23 protein-coding genes are annotated in these 23,881 nt (G+C 69.2%); 12 read left to right on the forward strand and 11 right to left on the reverse strand.

The annotated features are described in order from the left end of the window. Nucleotides 1-15: 15 nt before the first annotated feature. The 8 genes from ACXJJ3_RS12130 to ACXJJ3_RS12165 all read right to left on the reverse strand — a co-directional run bounded on the left by ACXJJ3_RS12130 (nucleotide 16) and on the right by ACXJJ3_RS12165 (nucleotide 7,382). On the reverse strand, nucleotides 16-1,041 hold the full coding sequence (locus ACXJJ3_RS12130) for an NAD(P)-dependent alcohol dehydrogenase (RefSeq protein ID WP_458170092.1): 1,026 nt from the start codon (nucleotides 1,039-1,041) through the stop codon (nucleotides 16-18). Further along, nucleotides 1,038-1,751 (reverse strand): iron-sulfur cluster assembly protein, encoded by a 714-nt coding sequence (locus ACXJJ3_RS12135; RefSeq protein ID WP_458170093.1) that lies wholly within the window; start codon nucleotides 1,749-1,751, stop codon nucleotides 1,038-1,040. The genes ACXJJ3_RS12130 and ACXJJ3_RS12135 overlap by 4 nt, the downstream gene beginning before the upstream one ends. Then, on the reverse strand, nucleotides 1,751-2,794 hold the full coding sequence (locus tag ACXJJ3_RS12140; protein WP_458170094.1) for an amidohydrolase family protein: 1,044 nt from the start codon (nucleotides 2,792-2,794) through the stop codon (nucleotides 1,751-1,753). Before ACXJJ3_RS12140 ends, ACXJJ3_RS12135 begins: the two co-directional genes overlap by 1 nt. Before the next feature lie 15 nt (nucleotides 2,795-2,809). Continuing rightward, nucleotides 2,810-3,184 carry a propane 2-monooxygenase effector subunit MimD gene (gene mimD, locus ACXJJ3_RS12145; RefSeq protein ID WP_458170095.1) on the reverse strand — a complete coding sequence of 125 codons (375 nt, stop codon included), beginning with the start codon at nucleotides 3,182-3,184 and terminating at the stop codon, nucleotides 2,810-2,812. Then, a complete protein-coding gene (locus ACXJJ3_RS12150; RefSeq protein WP_458170096.1) occupies nucleotides 3,181-4,368 on the reverse strand; it encodes an aromatic/alkene monooxygenase hydroxylase subunit beta in 1,188 nt (395 codons plus the stop codon). The genes mimD and ACXJJ3_RS12150 overlap by 4 nt, the downstream gene beginning before the upstream one ends. Continuing rightward, on the reverse strand, nucleotides 4,365-5,402 hold the full coding sequence (locus ACXJJ3_RS12155; protein WP_458170097.1) for an FAD-binding oxidoreductase: 1,038 nt from the start codon (nucleotides 5,400-5,402) through the stop codon (nucleotides 4,365-4,367). The genes ACXJJ3_RS12150 and ACXJJ3_RS12155 overlap by 4 nt, the downstream gene beginning before the upstream one ends. A gap of 11 nt (nucleotides 5,403-5,413) precedes the next feature. Further along, nucleotides 5,414-7,066: a hypothetical protein gene (locus ACXJJ3_RS12160; RefSeq protein WP_458170098.1), complete on the reverse strand. Its 1,653-nt coding sequence runs from the start codon at nucleotides 7,064-7,066 to the stop codon at nucleotides 5,414-5,416. 85 nt (nucleotides 7,067-7,151) lie between these two features. After that, nucleotides 7,152-7,382, reverse strand: coding sequence for a hypothetical protein (locus ACXJJ3_RS12165; RefSeq protein WP_458170099.1), 231 nt, complete (start codon nucleotides 7,380-7,382; stop codon nucleotides 7,152-7,154). A gap of 100 nt (nucleotides 7,383-7,482) precedes the next feature. On the opposite strand from ACXJJ3_RS12165, the gene ACXJJ3_RS12170 reads away from it, so the two are divergent. From ACXJJ3_RS12170 to ACXJJ3_RS12185, 4 genes are all read left to right on the forward strand, one after another. Further along, complete coding sequence (locus tag ACXJJ3_RS12170; RefSeq protein ID WP_458170100.1) at nucleotides 7,483-9,270, forward strand: sigma-54-dependent Fis family transcriptional regulator; 1,788 nt, start codon at nucleotides 7,483-7,485, stop codon at nucleotides 9,268-9,270. Nucleotides 9,271-9,363: 93 nt separating this feature from the next. Next, entirely contained in the window at nucleotides 9,364-10,572 is a 1,209-nt protein-coding gene (locus ACXJJ3_RS12175; RefSeq protein WP_458170101.1) for an MFS transporter, read from the forward strand. Nucleotides 10,573-10,794: 222 nt separating this feature from the next. Further along, a complete protein-coding gene (locus tag ACXJJ3_RS12180; RefSeq protein WP_458170102.1) occupies nucleotides 10,795-11,706 on the forward strand; it encodes an MFS transporter in 912 nt (303 codons plus the stop codon). Nucleotides 11,707-11,715: 9 nt separating this feature from the next. Further along, nucleotides 11,716-12,720 (forward strand): hydroxyacid dehydrogenase, encoded by a 1,005-nt coding sequence (locus tag ACXJJ3_RS12185; protein WP_458170103.1) that lies wholly within the window; start codon nucleotides 11,716-11,718, stop codon nucleotides 12,718-12,720. Here the strand turns inward: ACXJJ3_RS12185 and aroQ are convergent, their stop codons facing one another. Next, the gene (gene aroQ, locus ACXJJ3_RS12190; RefSeq protein ID WP_458170104.1) at nucleotides 12,721-13,323 is read right to left on the reverse strand and encodes a gamma subclass chorismate mutase AroQ; all 603 of its coding nucleotides are present in this window, start codon (nucleotides 13,321-13,323) and stop codon (nucleotides 12,721-12,723) included. Between the two features lie 163 nt (nucleotides 13,324-13,486). Here aroQ and sigK point away from each other — a divergent pair, with 163 nt between their 5' ends. From sigK to ACXJJ3_RS12205, 3 genes are read left to right on the forward strand one after another with little or no spacing between them, the layout of a single operon-like run. Then, nucleotides 13,487-14,095, forward strand: a complete 609-nt coding sequence (sigK, locus tag ACXJJ3_RS12195; protein ID WP_458170105.1) for an ECF RNA polymerase sigma factor SigK — start codon at nucleotides 13,487-13,489, stop codon at nucleotides 14,093-14,095. After that, nucleotides 14,095-14,811 carry an anti-sigma factor gene (locus ACXJJ3_RS12200; RefSeq protein ID WP_458170106.1) on the forward strand — a complete coding sequence of 239 codons (717 nt, stop codon included), beginning with the start codon at nucleotides 14,095-14,097 and terminating at the stop codon, nucleotides 14,809-14,811. The genes sigK and ACXJJ3_RS12200 overlap by 1 nt, the downstream gene beginning before the upstream one ends. A gap of 12 nt (nucleotides 14,812-14,823) precedes the next feature. Continuing rightward, entirely contained in the window at nucleotides 14,824-15,255 is a 432-nt protein-coding gene (locus ACXJJ3_RS12205) for a PaaI family thioesterase (protein ID WP_458170107.1), read from the forward strand. 1,508 nt (nucleotides 15,256-16,763) lie between these two features. Here the strand turns inward: ACXJJ3_RS12205 and ACXJJ3_RS12210 are convergent. Continuing rightward, nucleotides 16,764-18,653 carry a DUF222 domain-containing protein gene (locus tag ACXJJ3_RS12210; RefSeq protein ID WP_458170108.1) on the reverse strand — a complete coding sequence of 630 codons (1,890 nt, stop codon included), beginning with the start codon at nucleotides 18,651-18,653 and terminating at the stop codon, nucleotides 16,764-16,766. Between the two features lie 111 nt (nucleotides 18,654-18,764). Between ACXJJ3_RS12210 and ACXJJ3_RS12215 the strand changes: the two genes are divergently transcribed. From ACXJJ3_RS12215 to ACXJJ3_RS12230, 4 genes are all read left to right on the forward strand, one after another. Next, nucleotides 18,765-20,099, forward strand: a complete 1,335-nt coding sequence (locus ACXJJ3_RS12215) for a DHA2 family efflux MFS transporter permease subunit (RefSeq protein ID WP_458170109.1) — start codon at nucleotides 18,765-18,767, stop codon at nucleotides 20,097-20,099. Continuing rightward, entirely contained in the window at nucleotides 20,096-21,046 is a 951-nt protein-coding gene (locus tag ACXJJ3_RS12220) for a sigma-70 family RNA polymerase sigma factor (RefSeq protein ID WP_458170110.1), read from the forward strand. Before ACXJJ3_RS12215 ends, ACXJJ3_RS12220 begins: the two co-directional genes overlap by 4 nt. Beyond that, nucleotides 21,046-21,801 carry an isocitrate lyase/PEP mutase family protein gene (locus tag ACXJJ3_RS12225; RefSeq protein ID WP_458170111.1) on the forward strand — a complete coding sequence of 252 codons (756 nt, stop codon included), beginning with the start codon at nucleotides 21,046-21,048 and terminating at the stop codon, nucleotides 21,799-21,801. Before ACXJJ3_RS12220 ends, ACXJJ3_RS12225 begins: the two co-directional genes overlap by 1 nt. A gap of 101 nt (nucleotides 21,802-21,902) precedes the next feature. Beyond that, a complete protein-coding gene (locus tag ACXJJ3_RS12230) occupies nucleotides 21,903-22,115 on the forward strand; it encodes an antitoxin (protein WP_458170112.1) in 213 nt (70 codons plus the stop codon). An 87-nt stretch (nucleotides 22,116-22,202) separates the two neighbouring features. Here the strand turns inward: ACXJJ3_RS12230 and ACXJJ3_RS12235 are convergent, their stop codons facing one another. Next, the gene (locus tag ACXJJ3_RS12235; protein WP_458170113.1) at nucleotides 22,203-23,036 is read right to left on the reverse strand and encodes a class I SAM-dependent methyltransferase; all 834 of its coding nucleotides are present in this window, start codon (nucleotides 23,034-23,036) and stop codon (nucleotides 22,203-22,205) included. A 94-nt stretch (nucleotides 23,037-23,130) separates the two neighbouring features. Here ACXJJ3_RS12235 and ACXJJ3_RS12240 point away from each other — a divergent pair, with 94 nt between their 5' ends. Then, nucleotides 23,131-23,868, forward strand: coding sequence for an SDR family NAD(P)-dependent oxidoreductase (locus ACXJJ3_RS12240; protein ID WP_458170114.1), 738 nt, complete (start codon nucleotides 23,131-23,133; stop codon nucleotides 23,866-23,868). Nucleotides 23,869-23,881 lie beyond the last annotated feature (13 nt).

The following is a 23,881-nucleotide window of genomic DNA, read 5'->3' on the forward strand; positions in this document are numbered from 1 at the left end:
GACTTCCCTCCAGAATCACGGAACGAGAATCGCGCGGCCGCGGATGCGGCCGGCGTCGAGGTCGGCGACCGCTTCGACGGCCGCGTCCAGCGGGTAGGTCCGGGTGTGCAGCGTGACCTTCCCGGCCTGCGCGAGCGCCATCAACTCGGCCAGTTCGTTGAACGTGCCAACGATGTTGCCGACGATGTTCCGCTCGGTGGAGATGATGTCCAGCGTCGGGATCCGCACCTGCCCGCCGTACCCGATCACGAAGTACGACCCGGCCCGGCCGGTCATCGCGAAGCCGTCCTGCTCCGCGCCCTGCTCGGCGACGAAGTCCAGGACGACGTGCGCGCCGGCACCGTCGGTCAGCTCCAGGACCTTCTCCACCTGATTGCCGTCAGCAACGACCGTCTGGTCGGCGCCGAGCTGCTCGGCCAGCTTCAACGCGTCCGGGTTGCGGTCCACGACGATGATCCGGGCCGCGGTCAGCGCCGCCAGGCACTGGACGCCGATGTGTCCCAGACCGCCCGCGCCGATCACCACCGCCGTCGTACCGGGTGGCAGCAGCGGCAGCGCCTTGCGGACCGCGTGGTAGGCCGTGATGCCCGCGTCCGCGAGCGCCGCGACGTCCTGCGGCCGGGTACTCGGATCGAGCTTCACGCAGGCCCGCGCCGACGTCAGCAGGTACTCCGCCATCCCGCCGTCGCTGTCCAGCCCCGGGAACGTGCTGTTCGAGCAGTGCATGTCGTCCCCTGCACGACACGCACGGCAGAGCCCACAGGTCGGCGTCGGGTGCAGGATGACCGTGTCGCCGACCTGCACGTTCGTGACCGCGGAGCCGACCTCGTGCACCCAACCGGCGTTCTCGTGCCCGATCGTGTACGGCAGCGCCGGATGCATCGCGGCATCCCACTGCCCCTCGATGATGTGCAGGTCGGTCCGGCACACGCCGGCGCCGCCGATCCTGACGACGACGTCCAGCGGGCCCTTCACGGCCGGTTCCGGTACGTCGTCGACAACTGGTTGCTGGTGGTACCCGTGCAGTCGAACGGCCTTCATCCCAGCTCCTCCTCGCCCGCACCGGTCTCGGCATACCGGTGCTTCAGCATTCCTCTGCAGATCCCGGTGTTGGCCTCGATCCCGGTCCGGGTCAGCCGGGCCAGCCCGAGATGCCGCGCCGCCGCCGGTGCGGCGACCGCCTCTCCGGTGCTGACATCGACGAGCAACGGCGCGTCCGGCCCGGCCGGCAACCCGAGCTCCGCCCGGCGGCGGAGCAGCCGCTCGAGGGCCGGCGACGGTGGTACGCCGGCGACCGTCAGCCCGGCGATCTCCGCCGGATCGATGCCGGACGCAACGAGCGGCCGACAGACCTGGTCGGTCCCGGCCAGCACCGCCTTGGACACGAACAACCGGCGGAGCTCGTCGAGCTCCGCCGTCGCCTCGCCGTCGAAGGACGCGACGAACCCCGCCCGGGCGGCCACCCCGGCGTTGATCTGCGCGGCCGCGAAGTGGTCCTCCAGGGCGACGTCGACCGTGCGCACGGACGGCAGTGCCGCGACCGCGTCGTAGGCGTCGGCCACCATCAGGAAGGCAAAGTTCGGTGCGCAGAAGTACGTCGGCAGGCGGAGGCGGACGACCGCGTCACCGGCGGCCGACACGACGCAGGTGGACACGAAGCCGAGCGTCGTGATCGGCTCGTCCAGCTCCGGGTCCCGGACCGCACCCAGCGCGTCCAGGACCCGGTCCCGCTCGGTCACCACTGCCGTCATCAGGACGTGACCAACTTCGAGTCGTCCTGCGCGGCCGGCGTCGCCTCCTTCAGTTGCAGTTCGCCGGGCACCTTGAGGTCGTACAGCTTGGCGGCGTTCAGGCCGAGGATCTTCTTCTTGCCCTCGACACCCAGCCGCGGGTAGTCGGCGAATTCCGGATCGTCCGGGAAATCCCAGTCGACGAAGCCCTCGATCTGCCACTTCGGTTCCCAGATCCCGTAGTCGCTGCCGAAGGTCATCTTGTCCTCGCCGACCCAGAACAGCAGCTCGCCCATCACCTTGGCGAAGAACCGCGGCCGGGCGTGCATCAGGCCGCCGATCACGACCGACAGGCCGGCGTACACGTTCGGCTCCTGGGTGGCCATGAAGCAGAAGTCCTCGATCCGCGGCAGGCCGACGTGCTCGACGATGAAGTTCAGGTCGGGGAAGTCGGTCGCGGCGTGGTCGACGTCCGCGACGTCGAACGCGTCCTTGTCCAGCGGCCAGATCGTGGGGCCCTTGTGGACGTGAATGTTCTTGATCCCGAGCTCCTGCGCCTTCGCCAGGTAGGTGTAGGCCGCCGGGTCGGTGAGCTTGTACCCGCGGGATCCCGCGTTCCACTCCGCCGTGTAGAGCTTGACGCCCTTCGAGCCGTACCGGCTGACGTTAGCTGCCAGCTCCTCGAGGCCGGCGTCACCGTCGCGCGGGTCGAACCGGGTGTTCAGCACGAACATCCCCGGGTGCTTCTCGCCGAGCGCCGCGTTCTGCTCGGTGGTGTTGAAGCCCTCCTTGTACCACTCCTTCAGGTACGTCGGCTGGAAGATCGCGACGTCCACGTAGCCGTCCTCGAAGACGTCCTTCATCAGGTCGTCCTCGGTGTAGCTCATGAACTTCTCGATCGGCCAGTGCGTCTCCTTCGGGGCCAGGCTCATGTACGCGTGGAAGCACTCGATCCAGCCCTTCGCGTACTGTTCCGCGCCCGGTACCCAGTTGTCCGGGCCTGCCTTCCAGAAGTGCATGTGGCTGTCGACCACGTAGTACTTCTCACCGTTCTTCTCGTACACGAGAGACCCCCTCTGTCAGCTGGATGCGGTCAGGTCGAAGCCGATGTAGTCGGCGGCGTCCTCGGGGTTGGCGAACAGGATGGTCCGGTCGTCGAGGTGCACCATCCGGCCGTAGTGGGTGGACATGTTCTCCTCGAACTCGGCCTGGTCGAAGTACCCCGGCTCCTCGCCGAGCGCCTCGGACACGTCGTCGTACACGACATCCATCCGGCCGGTCGCGTCCACCCGGATCATCGACGGCAGCGGCGTCACCGTGACGTTGTCGTAGGCCTTCATGACGTCCGCGACGATCACGCCGACCTGGTTGTTCATCAGCGTGAAGCCGCACCGGTTGGACGCCGTGCTGTCGGACTTGAACGGGCTCTCGACGACTGCCTTGAGCGTGGTCACTGTGCCAACTCCTTCGGTTCCTCGAGGCCCAGCGCGATGACGATGCCGCTGAACCGGCTCTTCACGCGGTCGAGCCCGTCCTCGAACCGCGGCGGTTTGGCGTCCGGCTGCGACCACAGCGGCTGCAACGTCCGGGCCGCGGCCAGTGCCTTTGCGGTCCAGGTGCTCGCCCAGCCGTTCATGATCGCCTTGTTGTGCGCGGCGAACTCCTTGTCCTCGGTCAGCAGCTCGAACATCGCGGTGGTGTAGCGCAGGTCGCGTTCGGCGAAGTCGTACTCCGCGGCGCCGATCACGGTCGGGGTGACGAAGTCGCCGTTGCGCGGCGCCGCCTGCTGCACCAGCTGGCTGCGGAACAACTCACCGACCAGCGGCTCGAAGACGATGTTCGCGGCGAAGATCGCCTCGCACCAGTCGTCGATCGCGGTCAGCGACTCGGCGAGCTCGCGGACACCCTGCCAGGCCGGGTCGTGGTTCCAGGTCTCCAGGTGCGCGGAGCCGTCGAAGCCCGGGATCTCCTCGGACAGCGTGAGGTTGTAGAGCGCGAGGTCCTGCGCGGCGCGGATCCGGTGCATGCTGTTCACCGAGATCGCGTTGTTGTGCATGTTCGTCGGCGCGCGCCGGTTCGCGTTCGCGTACAGGTACAGGCCGAGGCCGTGGTCGACGTGCATCCAGGCGCCGACGTGCTGCTCGACGAACCGCACCCAGTTCGGGTTCCACTGCTCGAAGGCCTTGGTCGCCTTGGCGGCCTCGACGTTCTGGGTGACCTGGCGGACGACGTTCGAGTTGTACCGGTAGAGCGTCAGCTCCCATTCCTCGTTCGGGTCCCGGAACTCGTGCCAGCCGGTGGCCGGCCACTCCTTCACGATCATCCCGCCGGAGCCCGGGCCGCGCAGCGGTGACGGCTTGTCCGAGCCCCACGCCTTGAGCACGGTCCAGTCCAGCGGGTAGCCGCCGCGGCCGTCGGCGAAGCCGTACAGCCAGCCCTGCGTCAGGTAGTGCCGCGGGTCGGGCTGGACGTCGACCGTGACGTCCTCGTAGTGGCTTTGCTTGCGCTTCTGCGGCTTGTAGTAGTTGTAGTGCCGCAACGTCGAGTCCGGGAACTCGCGGGCGCCGGCCTCGGCGTCGGTGAAGACCGGTTTGGGCACACTGCGTTCAGTCTTGGGTGATTCCTGTGTGGCGGTCATCGTGCCTCCAGCACCTTCGAGTCACCGGCGTCGCCGGTCGTCGTGAACTTGTCGTAGTAGATGTGCTTGGTCGCCACGCCGAGCCGTTCGAGCAGCGGGATCGCCGCCTCGACCATCGGCGGCGGCCCGCACACGTAGGCGTCGGCGCCGGCCAGGTCCGGTTCCAGCCGTTTCACCACGTCGGTGATCAGCCCGTTCTCGCCGTCCCAGTCGTCCTCCGACAGTGCGGCGACGTACCGGAACCGCGGCAGTTGCTCCTCCAGGGCCCGCAGCTCGTCCTCGAAGCACAGGTCGCGTTGCGTGCGGGCCCCGTAGTAGAACGTGGTCGGCCGGTCGATCCCCCGCTCGGCCATCGACCGGAGCAGCGCCAGGATCGGTGCCAGCCCGGCGCCGCCGCCGACGAAGACCAACCGGGCGTCCAGGTTGTCCCGGAGGGTGAACACCCCGAACGGCCCGGTCAGCTCCAGCCGGTCGCCGACCTGCAGCCGTCGGTCGAGGAACTCCGAGAACACGCCGCCCGGGTACACCTTGATGACGAACTCGAGCCTGCCGCCCTCCCGGCTGGAGGTGTTCGCCATCGAGAACGACCGCGTCTGATCGGTCTCCGGTACGGCGATGTCGACGTACTGCCCGGGGAAGTACTTCAGCTCCCCCGGCTCGGTGAGCCGCAGCACCAGGTGCCGCAGGTCGTGGGTCACCGGGGTGATGGCCACGACCTCGGCGGTGCGTTCCTGGATCGGCAGCCCGGAGCGGATCATGTCCGCGTCGTAGTTCAGCAGCTCGATCGTGAGGTCCTCGAAGGCGTGCGCGCGGCACAGCAGCGTGTAGCCCTCGTCCAGTTCGTACTCCGGCAGCGCGAAGGTCGAGTACCGGTCCAGGTCGATGTCCTCACCGTCGAGGACGAACGACTTGCAGGACGCGCACTGTCCCTCCTTGCAGCCGTGCATCAGCATCACGCCCTGCTCGGCCGCGGCCCGCAGGATCGTCTGGTCCTCGTCGACCTCGATCTCGATGCCGACCGGTTCGAACCTCACGACGTGCTTCATCAGGCGTCGGCGGGTGCGAAGCGTCCGGCGGGACCACCCTTCACGTAGCGGGCGGCGAACGCGGTGCGCTCGTCGTCGCTCATCTCGTTCAGCAGTACGTTCGGGCTCGCCAGCGGCGGGCACTTGCGCAGGTGGTCCAGCGTCCACATCTTCGTCGGGTCCAGGTCGAGATGCGGTTGCGCGACCATCGTCTTGCCGTCGTCGCGGACGAAGCCCATGTCCGACACCACGTCGGCCCAGTTCCACCCGTGGTACAGCGTCTCCCACTCGCGGTGGCCGATCAGCTTGCCCATGTTCGGGGTGTTACGGCCCATGTACGTCGGCCGGAAGGCGGTCTCGTCGGTCCACTTGCACATCTCGTGGCAGTACGTCCGCCACTGCCCGTCGACCTTCGCCATCACCATGTCCTCACGGACCAGGCACGGCACCATGCACGTCCAGCAGCGGTGCGGGTACTCGTAGTCCACGTCCTCGAAGACGATCGGCTTGTGCCCGTTCGGCATCGACAGCCGGTTGTAGTTCTCCCACCACTTGCCGTACTTGTCGTACCAGCCCGGGTACTTGTACTCGAACCACTCGAAGTCCTTGTCGGTCATCGGGTCGATCCGCCAGTAGTTGGCCAGCCACCCGGTGGCGAAGAACTGCGCGACCTCGTGCACGTAGCCCTTGTTCCAGATCTGGTTCCAGGACTCCTCGATCAGGTCGTGCGGGATCTCGAGTCCGTACTTCTCCAGCGGCACCAGGTAGCTGCGGTAGTAGTCGTCGTAGATCCACCGGCGCCACATCTCGGCGTACGACTCGCGGTCCTTGCGCCGGTCCTTGGTGCCGTACTCGATGAACGTGCCGATCGCCGCGTCGACGACGCGGTGGTTGTTCCACCAGGCGTACCGCAGGTCGCGGGCCAGCAGCTGGTGGTTGTCCTCGTCGGCGAGTGCCATCAGCAAGGTGGCGTACCCGTTGCTGATGTGCCGGGACTCGTCGGACTGCACCGAGTGGAAGACCGTCGGCAGCAGGTAGTCGCCGTTCGCGGCGGCCTCGGCCGGCATCGCGACGAACAGCGTGTTGGTGAACGCGGTCTCGGCCACGATGGTCAGGTAGATGCTGGCCGCGGTGATCGCGTCACCGGTGATGAACCCCTCGGCGAACTGCCGGCCGATGGTGCCGCAGTAGTCGCTCTGGAAGTTCCGCAGGCTGGAGTTGAAGCCCGCCGGGTCGATGTAGTTGTTCATGTACAGGCGTTTGAGGTTCTGCTGGATCGTCGAGTGCCTGACCTCGTCGATCATCTGGATGGCCTGCCCGTTGTGCAGTTCGGGGTTCGGCACGGTCCGGAACAGCAGCGGCATCGCCCGCGCGGCGGAGATCTCCGGCAGCGGGATGATGCTCAGGAACAGCTTCTGCCATTCCAGCCAGCGCTCCTGGACCTGGCGGAACATGTTCCCGCGGATCGCGCCGTCGGAGGCGCCGTACACCCGGTGGTCCTTCTCCTCCTGCATCGGGAAGTACGACCGCAGGACCTGCTTCAGCGGATCCTTCTTCTGCGCCTTGCGGAACGTGTAGTCGGTGCCGTACTGGGAGACCGGCTCGTGGTACGCCGGTTCCCAGGACAACTCCTGGATCTTCTGGTGGGCCTTCGCCACACTCTGGCGACTCATGGCACTCCTCCCGCTCATGTGACCGGCTGTCACCTGCAGTACAGCCCGGGCGGGAGTGTGATGGAGGTCTCAAATTGAGAAGCGGTCAGGATTCGCCGAAGTACGCCTTCCGGAGCTCCGCGAGCTTGGCGTCCTTCTCCTCCGTGAGCCGCTGATCGCCTTCCGGATCGGGCCGGATCCCCAGGCAGCGCAGTAGTTCCGCGGCCGGTTCGCCGGGATGTCCGGTGCTGCCGAGGACCGGGTGCAGGCCGGCGTCGGCGAGGTGTTCGAAGACCAGGTGTACGACCGACCACGGGTTGTAGGACTCGCCCTCCATCTGCCCAGCACAACCCACAGCGGAACAGTCGGTTGTCTCAATCTGAGACAGCAGTTGCGGCCCACTGGACTACGCTCGGAACAGGCGTCAGGGAGGCCCCGTGGACGAACTCACACCTACGGCGGACGACAACCTCCGGACCGCACGGGCCCGGTTGAACTTCCTCACGTTCGATCCCGTCGAGGTGCGCGACGTCCGTCCGCCGATCCTGGCCTCCTGGGTCCGCTCGCAGCACTGGAACCTCCCGCCGGACAGGATCCAGCTGCCGTACGTCGCCGACCCGGACCTCGAGGTACCGCTGGCCCGCAGCGCCGCCCCGGTCCTGCACCGCCTGCACGAGAACCTCGACGGGCAGCCGATCAGCGTCATCCTCACCGACCGGTCCGGCCTGGTCCTGGAACGGCTGACCGCGGACGGCGGGCTGGCCCGGCACCTCGACCGGGTCTACCTGGCGCCGGGGTTCAGCTACGCCGAGGAGTTCGCCGGGACGAACGGGATCGGGACCGCGCTCGAGGGCGGCGGGCCGATGCAGGTGTTCGGCCACGAGCACTACGCCGAGGACCTCGAGGACCTGGCGTGTGCCGGCGTACCGATCAAGCATCCGCTGAACGGCAAGACGATCGGGGCCATCGACCTGACCTGCTGGCGCAAGGACGCCGGGTCGCTGCTGATGGCGCTCGCGAAGACGACGGCCGAGAACATCCGTGCCGCGCTGCTCAAGGACAGCTCCACCCGCGAGCTGACGTTGCTGGAGACGTACCTGCAGCGCTCGCGCCGGCTCGGCGACCTGGTGATCGCGATCGACGAGGACCTGCTGCTGATGAACTCCAAGGCGCGGCAGTCGCTGGACACCGACGACCAGCGCGCCGTCCTCGGGTACGCGGCCGAGATCCTCACCGCCGGCGCGACCGAGGCGATCCTGACCGAGCTGCCGAGCGGCTCCTGGGTGCGGATCACCTGCCGGCCCGTCGGCGGGCGGCCCGGCGCCGGGATCATCCAGGTCACCCCGCAGTCGACGGCCGTCGACCTCCGGTCCGCGGAGTCCGGCCATCGCCCGCCGCCGCGGCCGGTGCTGCCCGGGCTGGTCGGCCGGAGCGCGCCGTGGCTGGGCAGCAGCCGTGAGGCCGACAACGCGTGCCGCGCCGGTCAGTGGGTCGTACTGACCGGCGAGCGCGGCGTCGGCAAGGTCGCCCTGGCACGGGCGGCCCATCGGCAGAACCGGGCGGGCCTGTTCCACGTCGTCGACGCCGATCAGCCGGTGGACACCTTCGTCGCCGAGCTTGATGCGGAGCTGGCCGACGACTCGGTGCACAGCCTCGCCGTACGGCATGCCGAAGCGCTCGATCCGGCCGGAGTGGCCCGGCTCGTGGAGGCCTTGTACGGCGTCCTCGAACGGCGGCCGGCCGAGCCGCCGTGGGTCGTGCTGACCCTGTGCTGTGAGGACGCGGCGCATCTCGGCGAACTGCTCACGCTGTTCCCGCTGACCGTCGAGGTACCGCCGTTGCGGCACCACATCGAGGACGTCCGCGAACTCGTCCCGTACTTCCTGGAGCAGCTCAGTCACGGCGAGCTCACCTGCGGACCGGACACGATGCAGCAGCTGCTCCGCTCGGCCTGGCCCGGCAACACCGCCGAGTTGTGCCAGGTACTGCAGCAGGTCGTCGTCCGGCGGCGCCGCGCGGGCGTGATCGTGCCCGCGGACCTGCCGGGCCGGACTCAGGCGGTCAGCCGCCGCAGCCTCAGCCAGCTGGAGGCACTCGAACGGGACGCGATCATCCGCAGCCTGATCGCCAACGACGGGCACAAGGGCCGGGCCGCGAAGTCGCTCGGGATGTCCCGGGCCACTATTTACCGGAAGATCCACGAATATGGAATACAGCCTCCGTAATTGTGATCGGAACTGCACCTGAGTTCGCGGTTCCTAACAGATTTGATCAACTTCCTCTTGCCGTGAGCGAGCCGCTCGGGGTGAGATTGGCAGATGACGGACACGCGACCCGCCGGGACGGCGGAGGGGCGGGGCTTCTCGTACCGCCCGTTCATCTGGCTCGCGGTCGCGACGTTCTCAATGGGCATCGACGGCTACGTGCTGGCCGGGCTGCTGCCGCAGATCGCCGGCGACCTCTCGGTCACCCCGGCCGCCGCCGGGCAGCTGATGTCGGTGTTCGCGTTCACCGCCGCGCTCGCCGGCCCGGTGCTCGGCACGCTGACATCGCGCTGGGAACGCCGTACGACGATCTCGCTCGCGCTGGCCGTGTTCATCGTCGGCAACGTGGTGGTCGCGGTCGCGACGAACTACCCGGTCGCCCTCGGCGGGCGGGTGATCGCGGCGCTCGGCGGCAGCCTGCTGAACGCGGCCGTCACCGGGTACGTGATCGCGCTGACCCCGTCGGAGCACCACGGCAAGGCGTTGTCGTTCGTGCTCGGCGGGTGGATGACCGCGACCGCGCTCGGCGTACCGATCGGGCTGGTGATCGGGCAGTCGAGCTGGCGGTTCCCGATGGTCATGGTCGCGGTGGTCGGCACGATCGCGCTGGCCGGGATCATGCTGCGGCTGCCCCGGCTGCATCTGCCCGGCGGCACGCTGATCGAACGACTCCGGCCGCTCGGGCAGCCGCGGCTGGTGGCCGGGCTGCTCGTCACCAGCGGCATCCTGTGCAGCAGCTACGCGTGTTTCACGTACGCGACGCTGATCCTCGAGCCGCACTTCCACGTGAAGTGGGCGATGATCGCGATCATGTTCGGGTACGGCGTGTCCAGCATGGCGGGCAATGCCGTGACGGGGCGCCTGGTCGACAAGTTCACCGCCTTGAAGGTGCTGACGGTCGTCCTCGTCGGGCTGTTCCTGAACGCGGTCCTCGGCATGGTCGCGCTGATCTTCGCGCCGGCCACCGTCGCGGCGGTCTGGGGTCTCGTGTGGTTCTTCTCGGCAGGCGTCGGCAACGGCGGCGGCGCCGTACCGCAGCAGGCTCGGCTCGCCTCGATGGCACCGGACTCGGCCGCGATCGTGATGGCGCTGAACGGCAGCGCGATCTCACTCGGCGGGGCGATCGGTAGCGCCCTGGGCGGCGTCGCGCTGACCGCGGGCGCCGCGCCGAACGGGCTGCTCGGCGTCTCCGCCGTCGTGCTGGCGATCACGGTCGGCCTGCACCTGCTGGTCGCGCGTGCCTCCAAAGCATCCCTCGGGTGACGACCTGCGCCCCTGAGACTGAGTTCTCGTACCGCCCGCTCGCCTGGCTGGCGGTGGCCACGTTCTCGATGGGCATCGACGGGTACGTCCTGACCGGGTTGCTGCCGCACATCGCGGCGGACCTGCACGTCAGCGTCGCGGCGGCCGGCCAGCTGATGTCCGCGTTCGCCTTGCCCGCGGCCTTCGCCGGAACGCCGTACGACGATCGCGGCCGCGCTGGCGGTGTTCGTCGTCGGCAACCTCGTCGTCGGGCTCGCGACGACGTACCCGATCGCGTTCGGCGGACGGGTGCTGGCGGCGCTCGGGGCCAGCCTGCTGAACGCGGCCGTGAGCGGGTACGTGATCGCGGTGACGCCGGTCCGGCACCGCGGGAAGGCGTTGTCGTTCGTGCTCGGCGGGTTGCTGACCGCGACCGCCCTCGGCGTACCGCTCGGGCTGCTGATCGGGCAGTCGAGCTGGCGTTATCCGATGATCCTGGTCGCCGTCATGGGCACGGTCGCGCTCGCCGGCATCCTGCGCGGACTCCCGCGCCGGCACCTCCCGGCCGGGCGGCTCGCCGACCAGCTCCGCCCGCTCAGCCGGCCGCGGCTGCTCGGCGGGCTGCTCGTCACCACCGGCGTCCTGGCCGGCAGCTTCACCTGCTTCACGTACGCCGTCCTGATCCTCGGCCCGTTCTTCCCGGCCGGCTGGATGATCGTCGCGATCATGTTCGGGTACGGCGTGGCCAGCGCGGCCGGGAACGCCGTCACCGGGCGGCTCGCGGACCGCTTCCCGGCGCCGCGGGTCCTCAGCGTCGTACTGGCCGTCCTGCTGCTGAACTCGGCCCTCGGGATGGTCGGCCTGGTGCTCAGCTCGGCCGCCGTCATCGGCGTGACCTGGTTCCTCGCGCAGGGCGTCGGCAACGGCGGTGCCGCCGTACCGCAGCAGGTCCGGCTGGCCGGCCTCGCACCCGAGTCCCCCGCGATCGTGATGGCGCTGAACGGCAGCGCGATCTCGCTCGGCTCCGCGATCGGCAGCGGCATCGGCGGACTCGCCCTGGCCGCCGGGACCGCGCCGCACGGCCTGCTCGGGATCGCCGCGGTCATCCTGGCGCTGACACTCGGACTCCACCTGGCCGTCGGGCGCGGCAGGTAGAATTCGGTCATGGCCGGAAAGTTGCGGACTGCCCTGGCGGCGACGCCGTCGTACCTGAAGATGGTGTTCGCGCCGGAGAGCATGGCGCGACTGGAGTCGCTCGGGGAGGTGGTCGTGCTGCCCGATCCGGCGAACGCCGACGCGTTGCGGGCCGCGCTGCCCGGGACCGACGTACTGATCACGTCGTGGGGTGCGGCGCCGCTGACCGCAGACGTGCTGGACCACGCTGACCGGCTGCGGCTGATCGCGCACAGTGCGTCGTCGGTGAAGCACTTCGTCACCGACGAGGTGTTCCGGCGCGGGCTGCGGATCACGCAGGCGGGGCAGGCGATGGCGGAGCCGGTCGCGGAGGTGTCGCTGGCGTTCACGTTGAGCCTGCTGCACCGGATCCAGCGGTTCGACCACGGCATGCACGCCGGCGGCTGGCGGGACGGCTTTGGCCCCGTGCCGCCGCAGCACGGGCTGACCGCGTCCCGGATCGGCGTCGTCGGCGCGTCGCGGACCGGCGTCGAGTACATCCGGATGCTGGTCGCGCTGGGCGCCGAGGTGGTTGCCTACGACCCCTATCTGACCGACGAGCGGGCGGCCGGGCTCGGCGTACGGCGAACCGGCCTGGACGAGCTGTTGCGCACCTGCCGGGTGGTGGCGCTGCATGCGCCGACGCTGCCGGAGACGCACCACATGATCGGGGCCCGCGAGCTGGCGCTGATGCCGGACGGCGCCGCGCTGGTGAACACGGCCCGGTCGTGGCTGGTGGACATGGACGCGCTGCTCCGCGAGCTGCGGTCCGGGCGGCTGGATGCGGCGCTGGACGTGTTCGACCTCGAGCCGCTGCCGGCCGACAGTGGGTTCCGCGGCCTGCCGAACGTGCTGCTCACGCCGCATCAGGCCGCGGCCACCGTCGAGTGCTACCTCGGCATGGGCGCGATCACGGCCGACGAGATCGAGCGGTACGCCGCCGGGCAGCCCCTGCGGTACGAACTGACCGAGGCCGCCCTCGCCCGGATGGGCTGATCAGCAGGTCGCCGCCGAACCGGTCCGCAGCGCGCGGCGGTGCAGCGGGTCCAGGTGGTGACGGGCCGCGACCGTCGCATCCGCGACCACCAGCGCAATGTCGCACCGCAGCCCGCTCTGCCGCAGGTGATCCACGCGGACCAGCTCGGCCAGCAGCTGGGTCGTGAGCGCGTCCAGCTTCTCGCGGATCACGTTCAGATCCGGGCCGCTGGTCGGCGCCTTCTCCGGGTGCGCCGCCCAATACGCCAGCAGCCCGCGCTGCACCACCTTGCTGGCGTCGATCTGCGCCTGGAAGAACGCCGCCGTCGAATCCGGGTCGATCCCGAGCTGGACGGCCGACGCCCGGACCGCGGTGAGAATCTGCTGCTCCCGGACCGGGTCGTCGACCGGCTTGCCGCTGAAGTACTTCGAGGCGGCGACGTCGTCACCGATCAGGATCCGCTGGACGACGAGCTCGGTCAGACCGTCGAACGCCACCTGACCGTCGTGCACTCCCCCGAGCCGCACGGACGTGTCAGGTGCCGCGTTCGCGGCCGGCGCCAGGAGTAACGACGTACCGGCCATGGTCGCCGCCACGGCGCCGGTGATCAGCTTGCGCAGCACTTGCTCCACCTCTCCCACGACGATTCCGAACGGCAGGCGACTGTACGCCGCCAAGGGTGCACTTTCAGACCCATCCGGCTCGCGACCGGCGCCGAAGTACCTCTGGAACCACATCTCCGAGGAAGGCCCGAGCCATGCCCGCGAACGCTACGGTGAGCTGATCGTGTCCGAACCCACCGCGCTCCCCTGGCCCGGCGGACCGCAGCAGCGGCCCGGCGCGGTCACGGACGGCGACCTGCTGGTCCTGACCGCGACCGGCGACACGGCCGCGTTCAGCACCCTCTACGACCGGGTCGCGCCCTGGGTCTTCGGCCTGGTCCGCCGGATCCTCCGGAACCCGGCGCAGTCCGAGGAGGTCACCCAGGAAGTGATGCTCGACGTCTGGCGGACGGCCACCCGGTACGACGCCGGCCGCGGCTCCGCGCACTCCTGGATCCTCACCATCGCGCACCGCCGCGCCGTCGACCGGGTGCGCTCCGAACAGGCCGCCGCCGACCGCACCGAACAGGCCGGTGCACGCTCGGTCGACGTCGACTTCGACCAGGTCGCCGAGACCGTGAGCACCCGGCTCGAGGCCGAACAGGTCCGCCGCTGCCTGGACAGCCTCACCGGGCTGCAACGCGAGTCGATCGAGCTCGCGTACTACAACGGCTACAGCTACCCGGAGGTCGCGCAGCAGCTCGGTGCCAAGCTGCCGACCGTCAAAGCGAGAATGCGCGACGGCCTGATCCGGCTCCGCGACTGCCTCGGAACCACGAAGGGGCCCGCGTGATGACCGAATCCGACGTCCACACCCTGACCGGCCCGTACGTCCTCGACGCGCTCCCGGACGACGAACGAGCCCGCTTCGAGGCGCACCTCGCCGACTGCGCGTTCTGCCGCACCGAAGTCGCCGAACTCCGCGCCGCCGCCGTCAAACTCGCCACCCAGGTCGCCGCGCCGCCACCGCCCGCGCTCAAGGCCGACGTGATGGCCGCGATCGAACACGTCCGTCAGCTCCCTCCCCTCGTCGAGGAGCGGGAAGCAGTCGTTCGCCGTCGCTTCGGCCGCCGGTCGGTACTCGCTCTCGCCGCCGCGGCCGCGGTGATCGCCGTCAGCGGCGGGATCGCGATCGACCAGTACCGCGGCCGGACGGCAGCCGAACAGGCCAGCCGGCAGATCGCCGCCGTACTCGCCGAACCCGACGCGCACACCGTCCACGGCCCCGTCCGCGGCGGCGGCCAAGCCACCGTCGTCACGTCCGACCGCGCCGACAAGTCGGTCGTCGTACTCCGCGACCTCCCGAAACTCCCGACCGGCCGGACCTGGCAGCTCTGGATGATGGACCCGCAACAGAACGCCCACTCCATCGGCCTCGCCACCGGCGACCTCACCCGCGTCATCACCGGCTCCACCACCGGCATGGCCACGTTCGGCCTCACCGTCGAACCCGACGGCGGCTCCCGCACCCCGACCCTGCCGGCGGCCGCGGTGGTGCCGCTGGCCTAGTACTCTCCCCGCATGGTGGAGGCAACAGCCGAAGTACGCGACCGGATCCAGTCAAGTTTCGACCGCCAAGGCCTGATGGAACACCTCGGCGCGCGAATCACCCACATCGGCGTCGGCGAGGTCCACATCCAACTCCCCAGCCGTCCCGAAGTCACCCAGCAACACGGCTACTTCCACGCCGGCGCCACCACCGCCATAGCCGACACCGCCGGCGGCTACGCCGCCTACACCCTCTTCCCCGAAGACACCTCGGTCCTCACCGTCGAATTCAAGATCAACCTCCTCGCCCCCGCCGAAGGCGCCCACCTGGAAGCCAGAGGCACAGTCATCAAACCCGGCCGAACCCTCACCATCTGCCACCTCGAAGTCTTCACCCCCAACCACACCCTGATAGCCACCGGCCAACAAACCCTGATCCAAATAGAATCCCGCACCGAACGCTGAGCGCCGGAAAGAGAGAACGATTCAGAGCGTTGGCTAGCTTCAACCGCCCAGACGGGACAAAGAAGCGGTAGGCGGAGCAGGTGGGCTCCGTGCGCATAGTTCGCGATCGACCAGGTGCCACGCATCCGGCGCGCACTGAGGGCAACAGCAGGTATCACCGCGACCGTAGTGAAGCGATACCACGGGTACGCCCCGTGCAGCGAACCCGCAGGCCGACAGTTAGGACGAATACCGCGAGTACGACGGGTGCAACGGGCGCTCGCGGAGTACGGCGACTGCTGCGGGTCGACCTACGGCGAGTACCCCGGTCCGGCGAATCGCGGAGGAGCCACGCATCCGGCGCACGCCGAGGGCGACAGCAGGTATCACGGCGACCGTAGGTGGACCAGCGACCCCGACTGCCACGGGTACGACGGATGCAACGAACGCTCCGGGAGTACAGCGAGAGCTGCGGGTCAACGTACGGCGAATACCCCAGGTCCGGCGAATGGCGGAGGTGCCGCGCAGCCGGCGCATGCTGAGGGCAACAGCAGGTATCGCACCGCGACCGTAGGTGGAGCAGATACCACGGGTACGCCGCGTGCAGCGAACCCGCAGGTCCGACAGGACGAATACCGCGAGTACGACGGGCGCAACGAGCGCTCGCGAAGTACCGCGAGTCCTGCGGGCCGACGTACGACGACTCCGGCCAGTGGCGGAGGTGCCGCGCATCCGACGCGCACCGAGGGCGACAGCAGGTACTCCGGTGACCGCGGGCGGAGCAGGTACGTCGCGTACGCCCCGCGCAGCGAACCGCAGGCGCGGCAGTTAGGACGATCGCCGCGAGTACGAGGGGTGCAGCGCACGCTCGCGGGGTACGGCGAGTGCTGCGGGCCGACATACGACGAATACCCCAGGTCCGACGAGTGGCGGAGGTGCCGCGCATCCGACGCGCACCGAGGGCAACAGCCGGTATCACGGTGACCGTAGGTGGAGCAGGTACGACGCGTACGCGCCGCGTCCGGCGACCGCAGATCCGGCGGTAGGACGATGGCCGCGAGTACGACGGGTACCGCGGGGCCGCAGGTATGACCACCACCGGGGACTCCAGGGGTCCGGCGGATGCCGCACGTGTGGTGGATGCCGTGGGTGTGGAGGTCGACGACGCTGCGTGGACTGGCGGCGGGCGGGTGTAAGGGGGCGCGTGAGTGCTGAAGCGGATGGCGCCGGGTGCTGGCGGTGTGGAGTTGAGGTTGGGCGGTGAGCGGCTTGCGGCGGGTGGGGCTCGGCTCTTGGGCGGATGAGTTGCAGCGCTTGGGGTGGGTCGGATGGTGGGTGAGCGTGGGTCGTGGGCTGTGGAGATCGCCGGGCTGATCGGGGAGCGCTGGATTTGGAGGCGCCTCGTGGTGGTCGGAGCGGGTGAACGGCGTACGCCGGTGGTGGGTTGCTCCGGATGGGTGAACGCGCTCGCCTTGGGGTGGGTGCGTGGGCGGTCTCGGGGTGGGTGCGTGGGCGGTCTCGGGGTGGGTTCAGATGGTGATGAAGGGTGGTGGGTCGGTGGCGGGTTCGGTGGGGGTGCGGGTGCCCCAGACGGCGAAGCGGGCGGCGGCGGTGAGGGTTGCTTCGTCGGCTTTCCAGCGGGTGGTGCGTGGGGTGGGTGGGTCTGTGTAGTCCCATGGGTTGGGGTTTGCGGGCTCGGCGGGGTTGTTGTTGGGGTGTTGTGGGCGTGTGGGGGTGGCACCCGGTGGTGGTGATGGTGCGGGTGTGTCGGGGAGTTCTTGTGGTGGGTTGGGTGGTGGTGGGTTGGGTGGTGGTGGGTTGGGGCGTGTCGGGGGTGTGGACGGAGTTGTCCTCTGGTTTGTGGTTGCGGGTCGCGCGGGTTCTGCGGCTGCGGGTTGGGCAGGGTGTGGGCGTGCGGGTTGGGTGGGGTGGGTGCTTTGTGGCTGGGCGGGGCCGGTGCTTGGGGCTGTTGATGTGGCCCAGGTGGGGCGGGCTACGTGGACTTTGCCGTTGGTGATGGTGATGTGCCAGCGGCCGGCGTGGAGGTCTACGTGGTGGCGGCGGCACAGGAGGGCGAGGTTGGTGAGGGTGGTGGGTCCTCCGTCGAGCCAGGAGGTGAGGTGGTGGGCGTCGCACATCACGGGTGGTGCGGCGCAGACGACGCAGCCGCGGTCGCGGGCGTTGAGGGCGTGGCGGATGGGGCGGGTGACGAGGCGTTCGCGGCGGCCGACGTCCAAGGGTTCGGAGTTGGAGCCGAGGACGAGCGGGATGATGCCTGCGTCGCAGGCGAGGCGGCGGACGGTGGCGGCGGAGAGGTCGTCGCCGTAGACCATCCGACCGGTCCCCGCGCTCTGGCCGGTTCCGCCGGTTCCGCCGGGCTGGCCGGTTCGGCCGGGCTGGCCGGTTCCGCCGGTTCGGTCGGTTCGGTCGGTTCCGCCGGGCTGGCTGGTTCCGCCGGTTCGGTCGGTTCCGCCGGGTCGGTTGGTTCGGCTGGGCTGGTGGGTTTGGCCGGTTGTGTTCGCGGTTGTGTTCGCGGTGGTGGTGCGGAGGTCGTCGAGGTCGATCGTGACCGTGATGTTGGCTTTGGCGCCGTAGCCTGGGGTGTCGGTGTCCCAGGCGTTCGAGGCGACGGTGAGGGCGGTGGTGAGGGCGTCGGCTTGGCGTTTGTCGCGGGGGCGGGGGTCGTGGTCGCCGTCGGTGGTTTTGTGGGGGCGGGCGCCGGTGTGGATGACGGTGCGGAGGAGTTCGGCGTTTTCGTTGGCTAGGTAGCCGCGGAACTTCACGCCGTTCTCTGCAGCCGTCAGGGTGAGGGACTCGCGCTGGTAGGCCTTTTGTTCTTCGGGTTCGGGGCCGTCGGAGTCGAGGAGGTTGCAGAGTTGCTTCGCGGCGGTGCGGAGCTCGTTGGGGGTGAGGTGGGCCGCTAGCCCGACGAGTTGGGTTTCGGCGATGTCGAGGTCTTCTACCGGGACGCGGGTACGGACGCGTTCTAGTTCGGTGGTGATTGCGGAGGCGTGGGCGGTTTGGAGGGTGTTGAGGGCTGCTTGGACGGTCTTGTACTTGGGGAGGGTGCGGGCCAGGCGGACGTCACGCCAGGCTTCGGGGCGGTTGCGGTGGTGGCGGAAGGTGAGGAGCTCGACCGTGTCTCGGGCGCCCAACTCCTGGGGGAGCCCGGACTCTTCGATGCGGGCGATGACTTGGAGGCGGAGGGATTCCAGGCGGAGGATCTCGGTGTTGAGGGTGTCGAGAGCAGGCAGGAGGTCGTGGTTGCTTAGGGCAATCACCTGCCGACCCTCGAGGATGTTCATGGGGAGAAGCTTAGGCAAGGCCTCCGACAGTTTCCAAGCTGGGATCGCCTTGTTTTTAAGGGAAATAGTTATCCACAGATTGCTGAAGGCGGCTGGGGTGAAAGTTGTGGTCATCGGAGCGATGAGTTTGGGGGTGCTGGGCTGTCTATAGGGGTGACAGCAGATCACCTGGAGGGTCTTGTGCGAGAGCGTTGGGTTTTGGGGTTGACTTCCCTTGGGTCGTTCATGGTGGCGTTGGACACGTTGGTGGTGGCTGCGGCGCTGACGACGATTCGGGGGGATCTTGGGGCTTCGGCGGAGCAGTTGGAGTGGACGGTCAACTCGTATGCGTTGAGTTTTGCGATGCTTCTGATGACGGCTGCTGCGATCGGTGACCGGCTGGGGCGGCGGCGTGGTTATGCGGCCGGTCTGGCGCTCTTCACGGCTGCGTCGGTGGCCTGTGCGTTGGCTACCTCGTTGCCGTTCCTGATCGTGGCGCGGACGGTGCAGGGTGCGGGGGCGGCGTTTGTGATGCCGTTGGCGATGAGTTTGCTGGGGGCGGCGTTTCCGCCGGAGCGGCGGGGGCGGGCGATCGGGGTGTTCAGCGGGGTGACGGGGATCGCCGTACTGGGTGGCCCGCTGATCGGTGGGGCGGTGACCGAGGGGCTGTCGTGGCAGTGGATCTTCTGGATCAACGTACCGATCGGTGTGCTGGCGATCGTGCTGGTGCTGGCGAGGATTCCGGAGAGTACCGGGCCGGCGCGGCGGCTGGATCTGGCCGGGGCGGTGTTGATCAGTCTTGCGGTGCTGGGGCTGGTGTGGGGCACGGTCCGTGGCGAGACGGCGGGCTGGACGAGTGCCGAAGTACTGTCGGCGTTCGCGGTCGGCGCGGTGATGCTGATCGCGTTCACAACCTGGGAACGGCGGACCGATCGCGCGATGGTGCCGCTCGCCTTCTTCCGGAACCGGACGTTCACGGCGGCGAACTCGGCCGGCTTCTTCCTCAGCGCGGCGTTGTTCAGCGCGGTCTTCTTCCTCTCGCAGTACATGCAGGTCGTGCTCGGGTCGGCGCCGCTCAAGGCGGGGCTGCAGTTGTTGCCGTGGACGGCCACGCTGTTCGTCATCGGGCCGATCGCCGGGCGGCTGGTGGACCGGGTCGGTGAGCGGCCGCTGGTCGTGATCGGTATGGCGTTGCAGGCGGCCGGCATGTTCTGGGTCAGTCGTGGCACCAGCCACTACTGGGAGCTCGTCGTACCGCTGATGGTGACCGGGTCGGGGATCTCGCTGGCGATGCCGGCGGCGCAGAGTGCGGCGATGGCCTCGTTGCCGCGGGAGTCGGTCGGGATCGCGTCCGGGGTCTACAGCATGAACCGGCAGCTCGGCGGCGTCGCCGGGGTCGCGGTGCTCGGGTCGGTGTTCAGCGCGTCCGGTGGGTACACCGGGCACGGTTTCACCCGGGCGCTGGCAGGTTCCGGCGTACTGTCGTTGCTCGCGGCAGTGTCCGGTCTGGCGATCGCGACCCGCCGCCGGACGGCCCCACGGGCGAACGCGGGCACGAAGGTGGTGGAAGGAGTCCGATGAATCTCGAGGAGGAGTTCGCGGAGCACCGGGGCGAGCTGGTCGCGCACTGCTACCGGATGCTCGGCTCGCTGCACGACGCGGAGGACGCGGTGCAGGAGACGTACCTGCGGGCCTGGCGCGGGCACGCGGACTTCGAGCACCGTTCGTCGGTCCGGACGTGGCTGTACCGGATCGCCACCAACGTGTGCCTGAACCTCCTGCAGCACAGCAGCCGGCGGGTGGTCCCGTCGGCGCTGGGTGCCCCGGGCAACGATCCGGAGGACATCCACGGCCAGGCACTCGAGGTGCCGTGGCTGGAGCCGTTCCCGGACCAGTTGCTCGGGGCGGATCCGGCCACCGTGGTCGGCGACCAGGCGAGTCTGCGGCTCGCGATGGTGGCCGCCATGCAGCACCTGCCGCCGCGGCAACGCGCCGTACTGATCCTGCGCGAGGTGCTGACCTGGCCGGCCGCGGACGTCGCGTCGTTGCTCGACACAACCACTGCCGCGGTGAACAGTTCGCTGCAGCGGGCCCGTGCCGAGCTCGCCCGGCTGCGGCCGCGCGAGGACGAGTTGAGCGAACCGCACGAACCGCTGCAACGGGCGCTGCTGGACCAGTTCCAGGCCGCGATGGAGAGCAAGGACCTGGTGCTCCTCGAAGGTCTGTTCACCGAGGACGCGCGCTGGGAGATGCCGCCGATCCCGACCTGGTTCAGCGGGCGTGCCGACGTACTGCGGCTGCTCGACGCGAAGCTCCGGCCGGGTCCGGACCAGCGCCGGCTCGTCGCCACCTCCGCGAACGGGCAGCCCGCGTTCGCGATGTACATCCGCGGCACCGACGGCCAGTTCCACGCGCACTCGGTGAAGGTGCTGACGCTCACGAAGGACGCGGTCTCGGCGGTGCTCGCGTTCCACCAGCCTGCTTTGTTCCCGGCCTTCGGGCTGCCCCTGATCCATGGGAGATCCTGATGTCTTTGGCAACTACATTGCGAGACCTGCACGTGCCCGGTACACCGTTGGTCGTCCCCAACGCCTGGGACGCCGCCTCCGCGCGGCTGATCGAAGAGGCCGGGTTCGCCGCGGTCGCGACCAGCAGCAACGCGACCGCCGCGGTTCTCGGGTACGACGACGGCGAGCACGCCCCGGTCGCCGACGTCCTCGCCGGCGCGGCCCGGATCGCGCAGTCGGTGTCGGTCCCGGTCACGGTCGACTTCGAACGCGGGTACCGGCTCGCCCCGGCCGAACTCGTCGAGCGCTTCCTCGCCACCGGCGCCGTCGGCGTCAACCTGGAGGACTCCGACCCGGCCGCCGGCACGATGGTCGATCCGGCCGAGCAGGCCGATTTCCTCGCCGCCGTACGGGCCGCGGCCGGTGACGCGCTGGTGATCAACGCCCGCATCGACGTCTTCCTCCGCAAGGCCGGGACGACGGAGGAACAGTTACGGAGCGCGCTCGATCGCGGTACGAAATACCTGGCCGCGGGCGCCGACTGCGTGTACCCGATCGGGATCGGCGACCTCGACGTGATCGGCACGCTGACGAAGGACCTCGCCGGTCCGGTGAACGTCGCGTACGGGCAGGGCGCGCACACGACCGCCGCGTACGCAGCACGCAGCGTGGCCCGGATCAGCTTCGGGCCGATGTTCCAGCGGCACCTGTACGGCGTGTTCGCCGCCAGCGTACTCCCCGCGCTGCAGGCGGACCGGAATCCGTTTACCGGATGAAGGCTTCGGCAACCGTCGGCGAGTCCTTGTGTGGAATCGGCCGGATCGGGTAAGACGGGCTAGGTAGTGGAAGGCAACCATCGAAGGAACGGGGAAAGACGATGGGTTTGTTCGACGAGATGAAGGACAAGGCCGAGGAACTGGCCAAGGACCATCCGGACCAGGTCAACGAGGGTCTCGAGAAGGCCGGCGACTTCGTCAACGAGAAGACCGGCAACAAGTTCGGCGACCAGATCGAGCAGGGTGAGAACTTCGCCCGCGACCAGCTCGGCGGCCAGGGCGGCGACAACAACCAGGACAACAACAACCAGTAGTCCTGACGCAGCACACCCAGCGGCCGCGGCCCCTCGCCGCGGCCGCCGCGTGTGCACCCTTTCTCTCAGCAGAATCCCAGCCCGCACTCAGCGCCAGATCACGGCCTCGATCTCCCGCCGTTCCTCCGCGAACACTCCGTCGTCGGCCGCGTCCGTGAGCAACGTCCGCAGGTCGGCCTCGAAGGCCTCCCGGTCCGCGCCGAACTGGTGCGGCGTCGAGCTCGACAGCGAGAACACCGCGGCGACCACCTCGTCGACGGTCCGGTCCTCGATCTCGTTCCCGCCGACGATCAGCCTCGTCGGCCCGGCGTACCCGGCCGCGCGCATCACGTCCTCCTCACCGCCCTGGGTGCCCTTCGGCAGCGCGCTCCGCCCGGCCCGGCGGACCGGCCCGAGGTAGCGCGTCACCAGCTCGTCGATCGCGGACCACGGCGGCCGCGGGTGCGGCAGCTCCGCCGTACCGTCGAGCCCGCGATGCGTCGTGGCACCGACGTGCACCCAGGCGCCGCCGGGCGCGAGCATCCCGCGGACGCGGTCCGCAACCAGCGCTTGATCCATCCAGTGGAAGGACTGCGCGAACGTCACCACGTCGAACGTTCCCAGCTCCGCCGGCAGTTCCTCGGCCCGCGACTGCCGCCAGCTCGTGTTCCGTACGCCGGTCTCCGCGGCCCGCGCCGCCGCCACCTCGAGCATGCCGGCGTCCGCGTCCACCCCGACCGCTTCGGCGAAGTACGGCGCCAGCAGCAACGTGACCGGGCCCGGTCCGCAGCCGACGTCGAGCAACCGGCCTTGACCGTTCAGCTCGAGTTCATCCCGGAGTACTTCGCCCAACGCGGCCGGATAGGCCATCCGCCCGACCGCGTAATGCTGCGCGCTGCCGGCGTACAACGTCTCGTCCCATTGCCAGTTCCAGTCACTCACCAGCAGAGGTTACTCTGCACCTCGGAAGGACGTTCGGACTTGCAGGGGGGAACTGCATGACGCTGGACTTTTGGCTGTTCTCAGGCGGACCGCGATGACTCCGCTGCGCCGGATCCTGGTCTGGATCTCCGGCGCCTCGGCCGGACTCGGCGCCGCGCTCGCGGCGACGGTGCCGTTCGAGAACGCCGAGCTCGTCGACATCTCCCGCCGCGGCGGGACGGCCGTCACGCACCACGTCGCCGTGGATCTCGCGGATCCGGACTCGTGGCCCGTGGTGGACAAGGACTTCCGGCAGCGGATCGAGGCCGGAAGCCCGTCGCTGGTCGTGTTCATCCACAACGCCGGCACGCTGGCCCCGCTCGGACCGGCGGACCGGGTCGACACCGCGCAGTACACGCGGAACGTACTGCTGAACTCAGCTGCCGCTCAGGTTCTCGGGCACTCGTTCCTCAGCGCGCTCGACGGCGCGGACTGCGAGCAGCACCTGATCATGGTCTCGTCCGGTGCCGCGAACCACCCGCATGAAGGCGAATCCAGCTACTGCGCGGGCAAGGCGGCGCTGGACCAATGGGTTCGTACGGTCGGTCTCGAGCAACGGCGCCGAAGTCCCGGCTGCCGGGTGCTCTCGGTCGCACCCGGCACGCTCGACACCGACATGCAGGCTCAGCTGCGCGCGGCCAGTCCCGACGTACTGCCGGAGACGGGCCGCTTCCGCGAGCTGGAGGCGTCGGGCAGGCTGGAGAAGCCTGAGACGGCGGCGCGCGCGATCTGGTCGCTGCTCGGCCGCGACCTCGACAGCGGCACGGTCCTGCACCTGCGCGACGTCACCTAGTGTCCCGTAAGCG

The sequence above is a fragment of the Kribbella sp. WER1 genome, from assembly GCF_054189145.1.

Excerpts from the sequence above, each read along its gene's own strand:
- ACXJJ3_RS12185 (WP_458170103.1), top strand. The coding sequence starts at position 11,716 with ATGGCCGGAAAGTTGCGGACTGCCCTGGCGGCGACGCCGTCGTACCTG.
- ACXJJ3_RS12230 (WP_458170112.1), top strand. The coding sequence starts at position 21,903 with ATGGGTTTGTTCGACGAGATGAAGGACAAGGCCGAGGAACTGGCCAAG.
- ACXJJ3_RS12225 (WP_458170111.1), top strand. The coding sequence starts at position 21,046 with ATGTCTTTGGCAACTACATTGCGAGACCTGCACGTGCCCGGTACACCG.
- ACXJJ3_RS12130 (WP_458170092.1), bottom strand. The coding sequence starts at position 1,041 with ATGAAGGCCGTTCGACTGCACGGGTACCACCAGCAACCAGTTGTCGAC.
- ACXJJ3_RS12135 (WP_458170093.1), bottom strand. The coding sequence starts at position 1,751 with ATGACGGCAGTGGTGACCGAGCGGGACCGGGTCCTGGACGCGCTGGGT.
- ACXJJ3_RS12205 (WP_458170107.1), top strand. The coding sequence starts at position 14,824 with ATGGTGGAGGCAACAGCCGAAGTACGCGACCGGATCCAGTCAAGTTTC.
- ACXJJ3_RS12240 (WP_458170114.1), top strand. The coding sequence starts at position 23,131 with ATGACTCCGCTGCGCCGGATCCTGGTCTGGATCTCCGGCGCCTCGGCC.
- ACXJJ3_RS12220 (WP_458170110.1), top strand. The coding sequence starts at position 20,096 with ATGAATCTCGAGGAGGAGTTCGCGGAGCACCGGGGCGAGCTGGTCGCG.
- ACXJJ3_RS12165 (WP_458170099.1), bottom strand. The coding sequence starts at position 7,382 with ATGGAGGGCGAGTCCTACAACCCGTGGTCGGTCGTACACCTGGTCTTC.
- ACXJJ3_RS12175 (WP_458170101.1), top strand. The coding sequence starts at position 9,364 with ATGACGGACACGCGACCCGCCGGGACGGCGGAGGGGCGGGGCTTCTCG.
- ACXJJ3_RS12215 (WP_458170109.1), top strand. The coding sequence starts at position 18,765 with ATGGTGGCGTTGGACACGTTGGTGGTGGCTGCGGCGCTGACGACGATT.
- ACXJJ3_RS12150 (WP_458170096.1), bottom strand. The coding sequence starts at position 4,368 with ATGACCGCCACACAGGAATCACCCAAGACTGAACGCAGTGTGCCCAAA.
- ACXJJ3_RS12210 (WP_458170108.1), bottom strand. The coding sequence starts at position 18,653 with ATGACCACAACTTTCACCCCAGCCGCCTTCAGCAATCTGTGGATAACT.
- ACXJJ3_RS12160 (WP_458170098.1), bottom strand. The coding sequence starts at position 7,066 with ATGAGTCGCCAGAGTGTGGCGAAGGCCCACCAGAAGATCCAGGAGTTG.
- ACXJJ3_RS12200 (WP_458170106.1), top strand. The coding sequence starts at position 14,095 with ATGACCGAATCCGACGTCCACACCCTGACCGGCCCGTACGTCCTCGAC.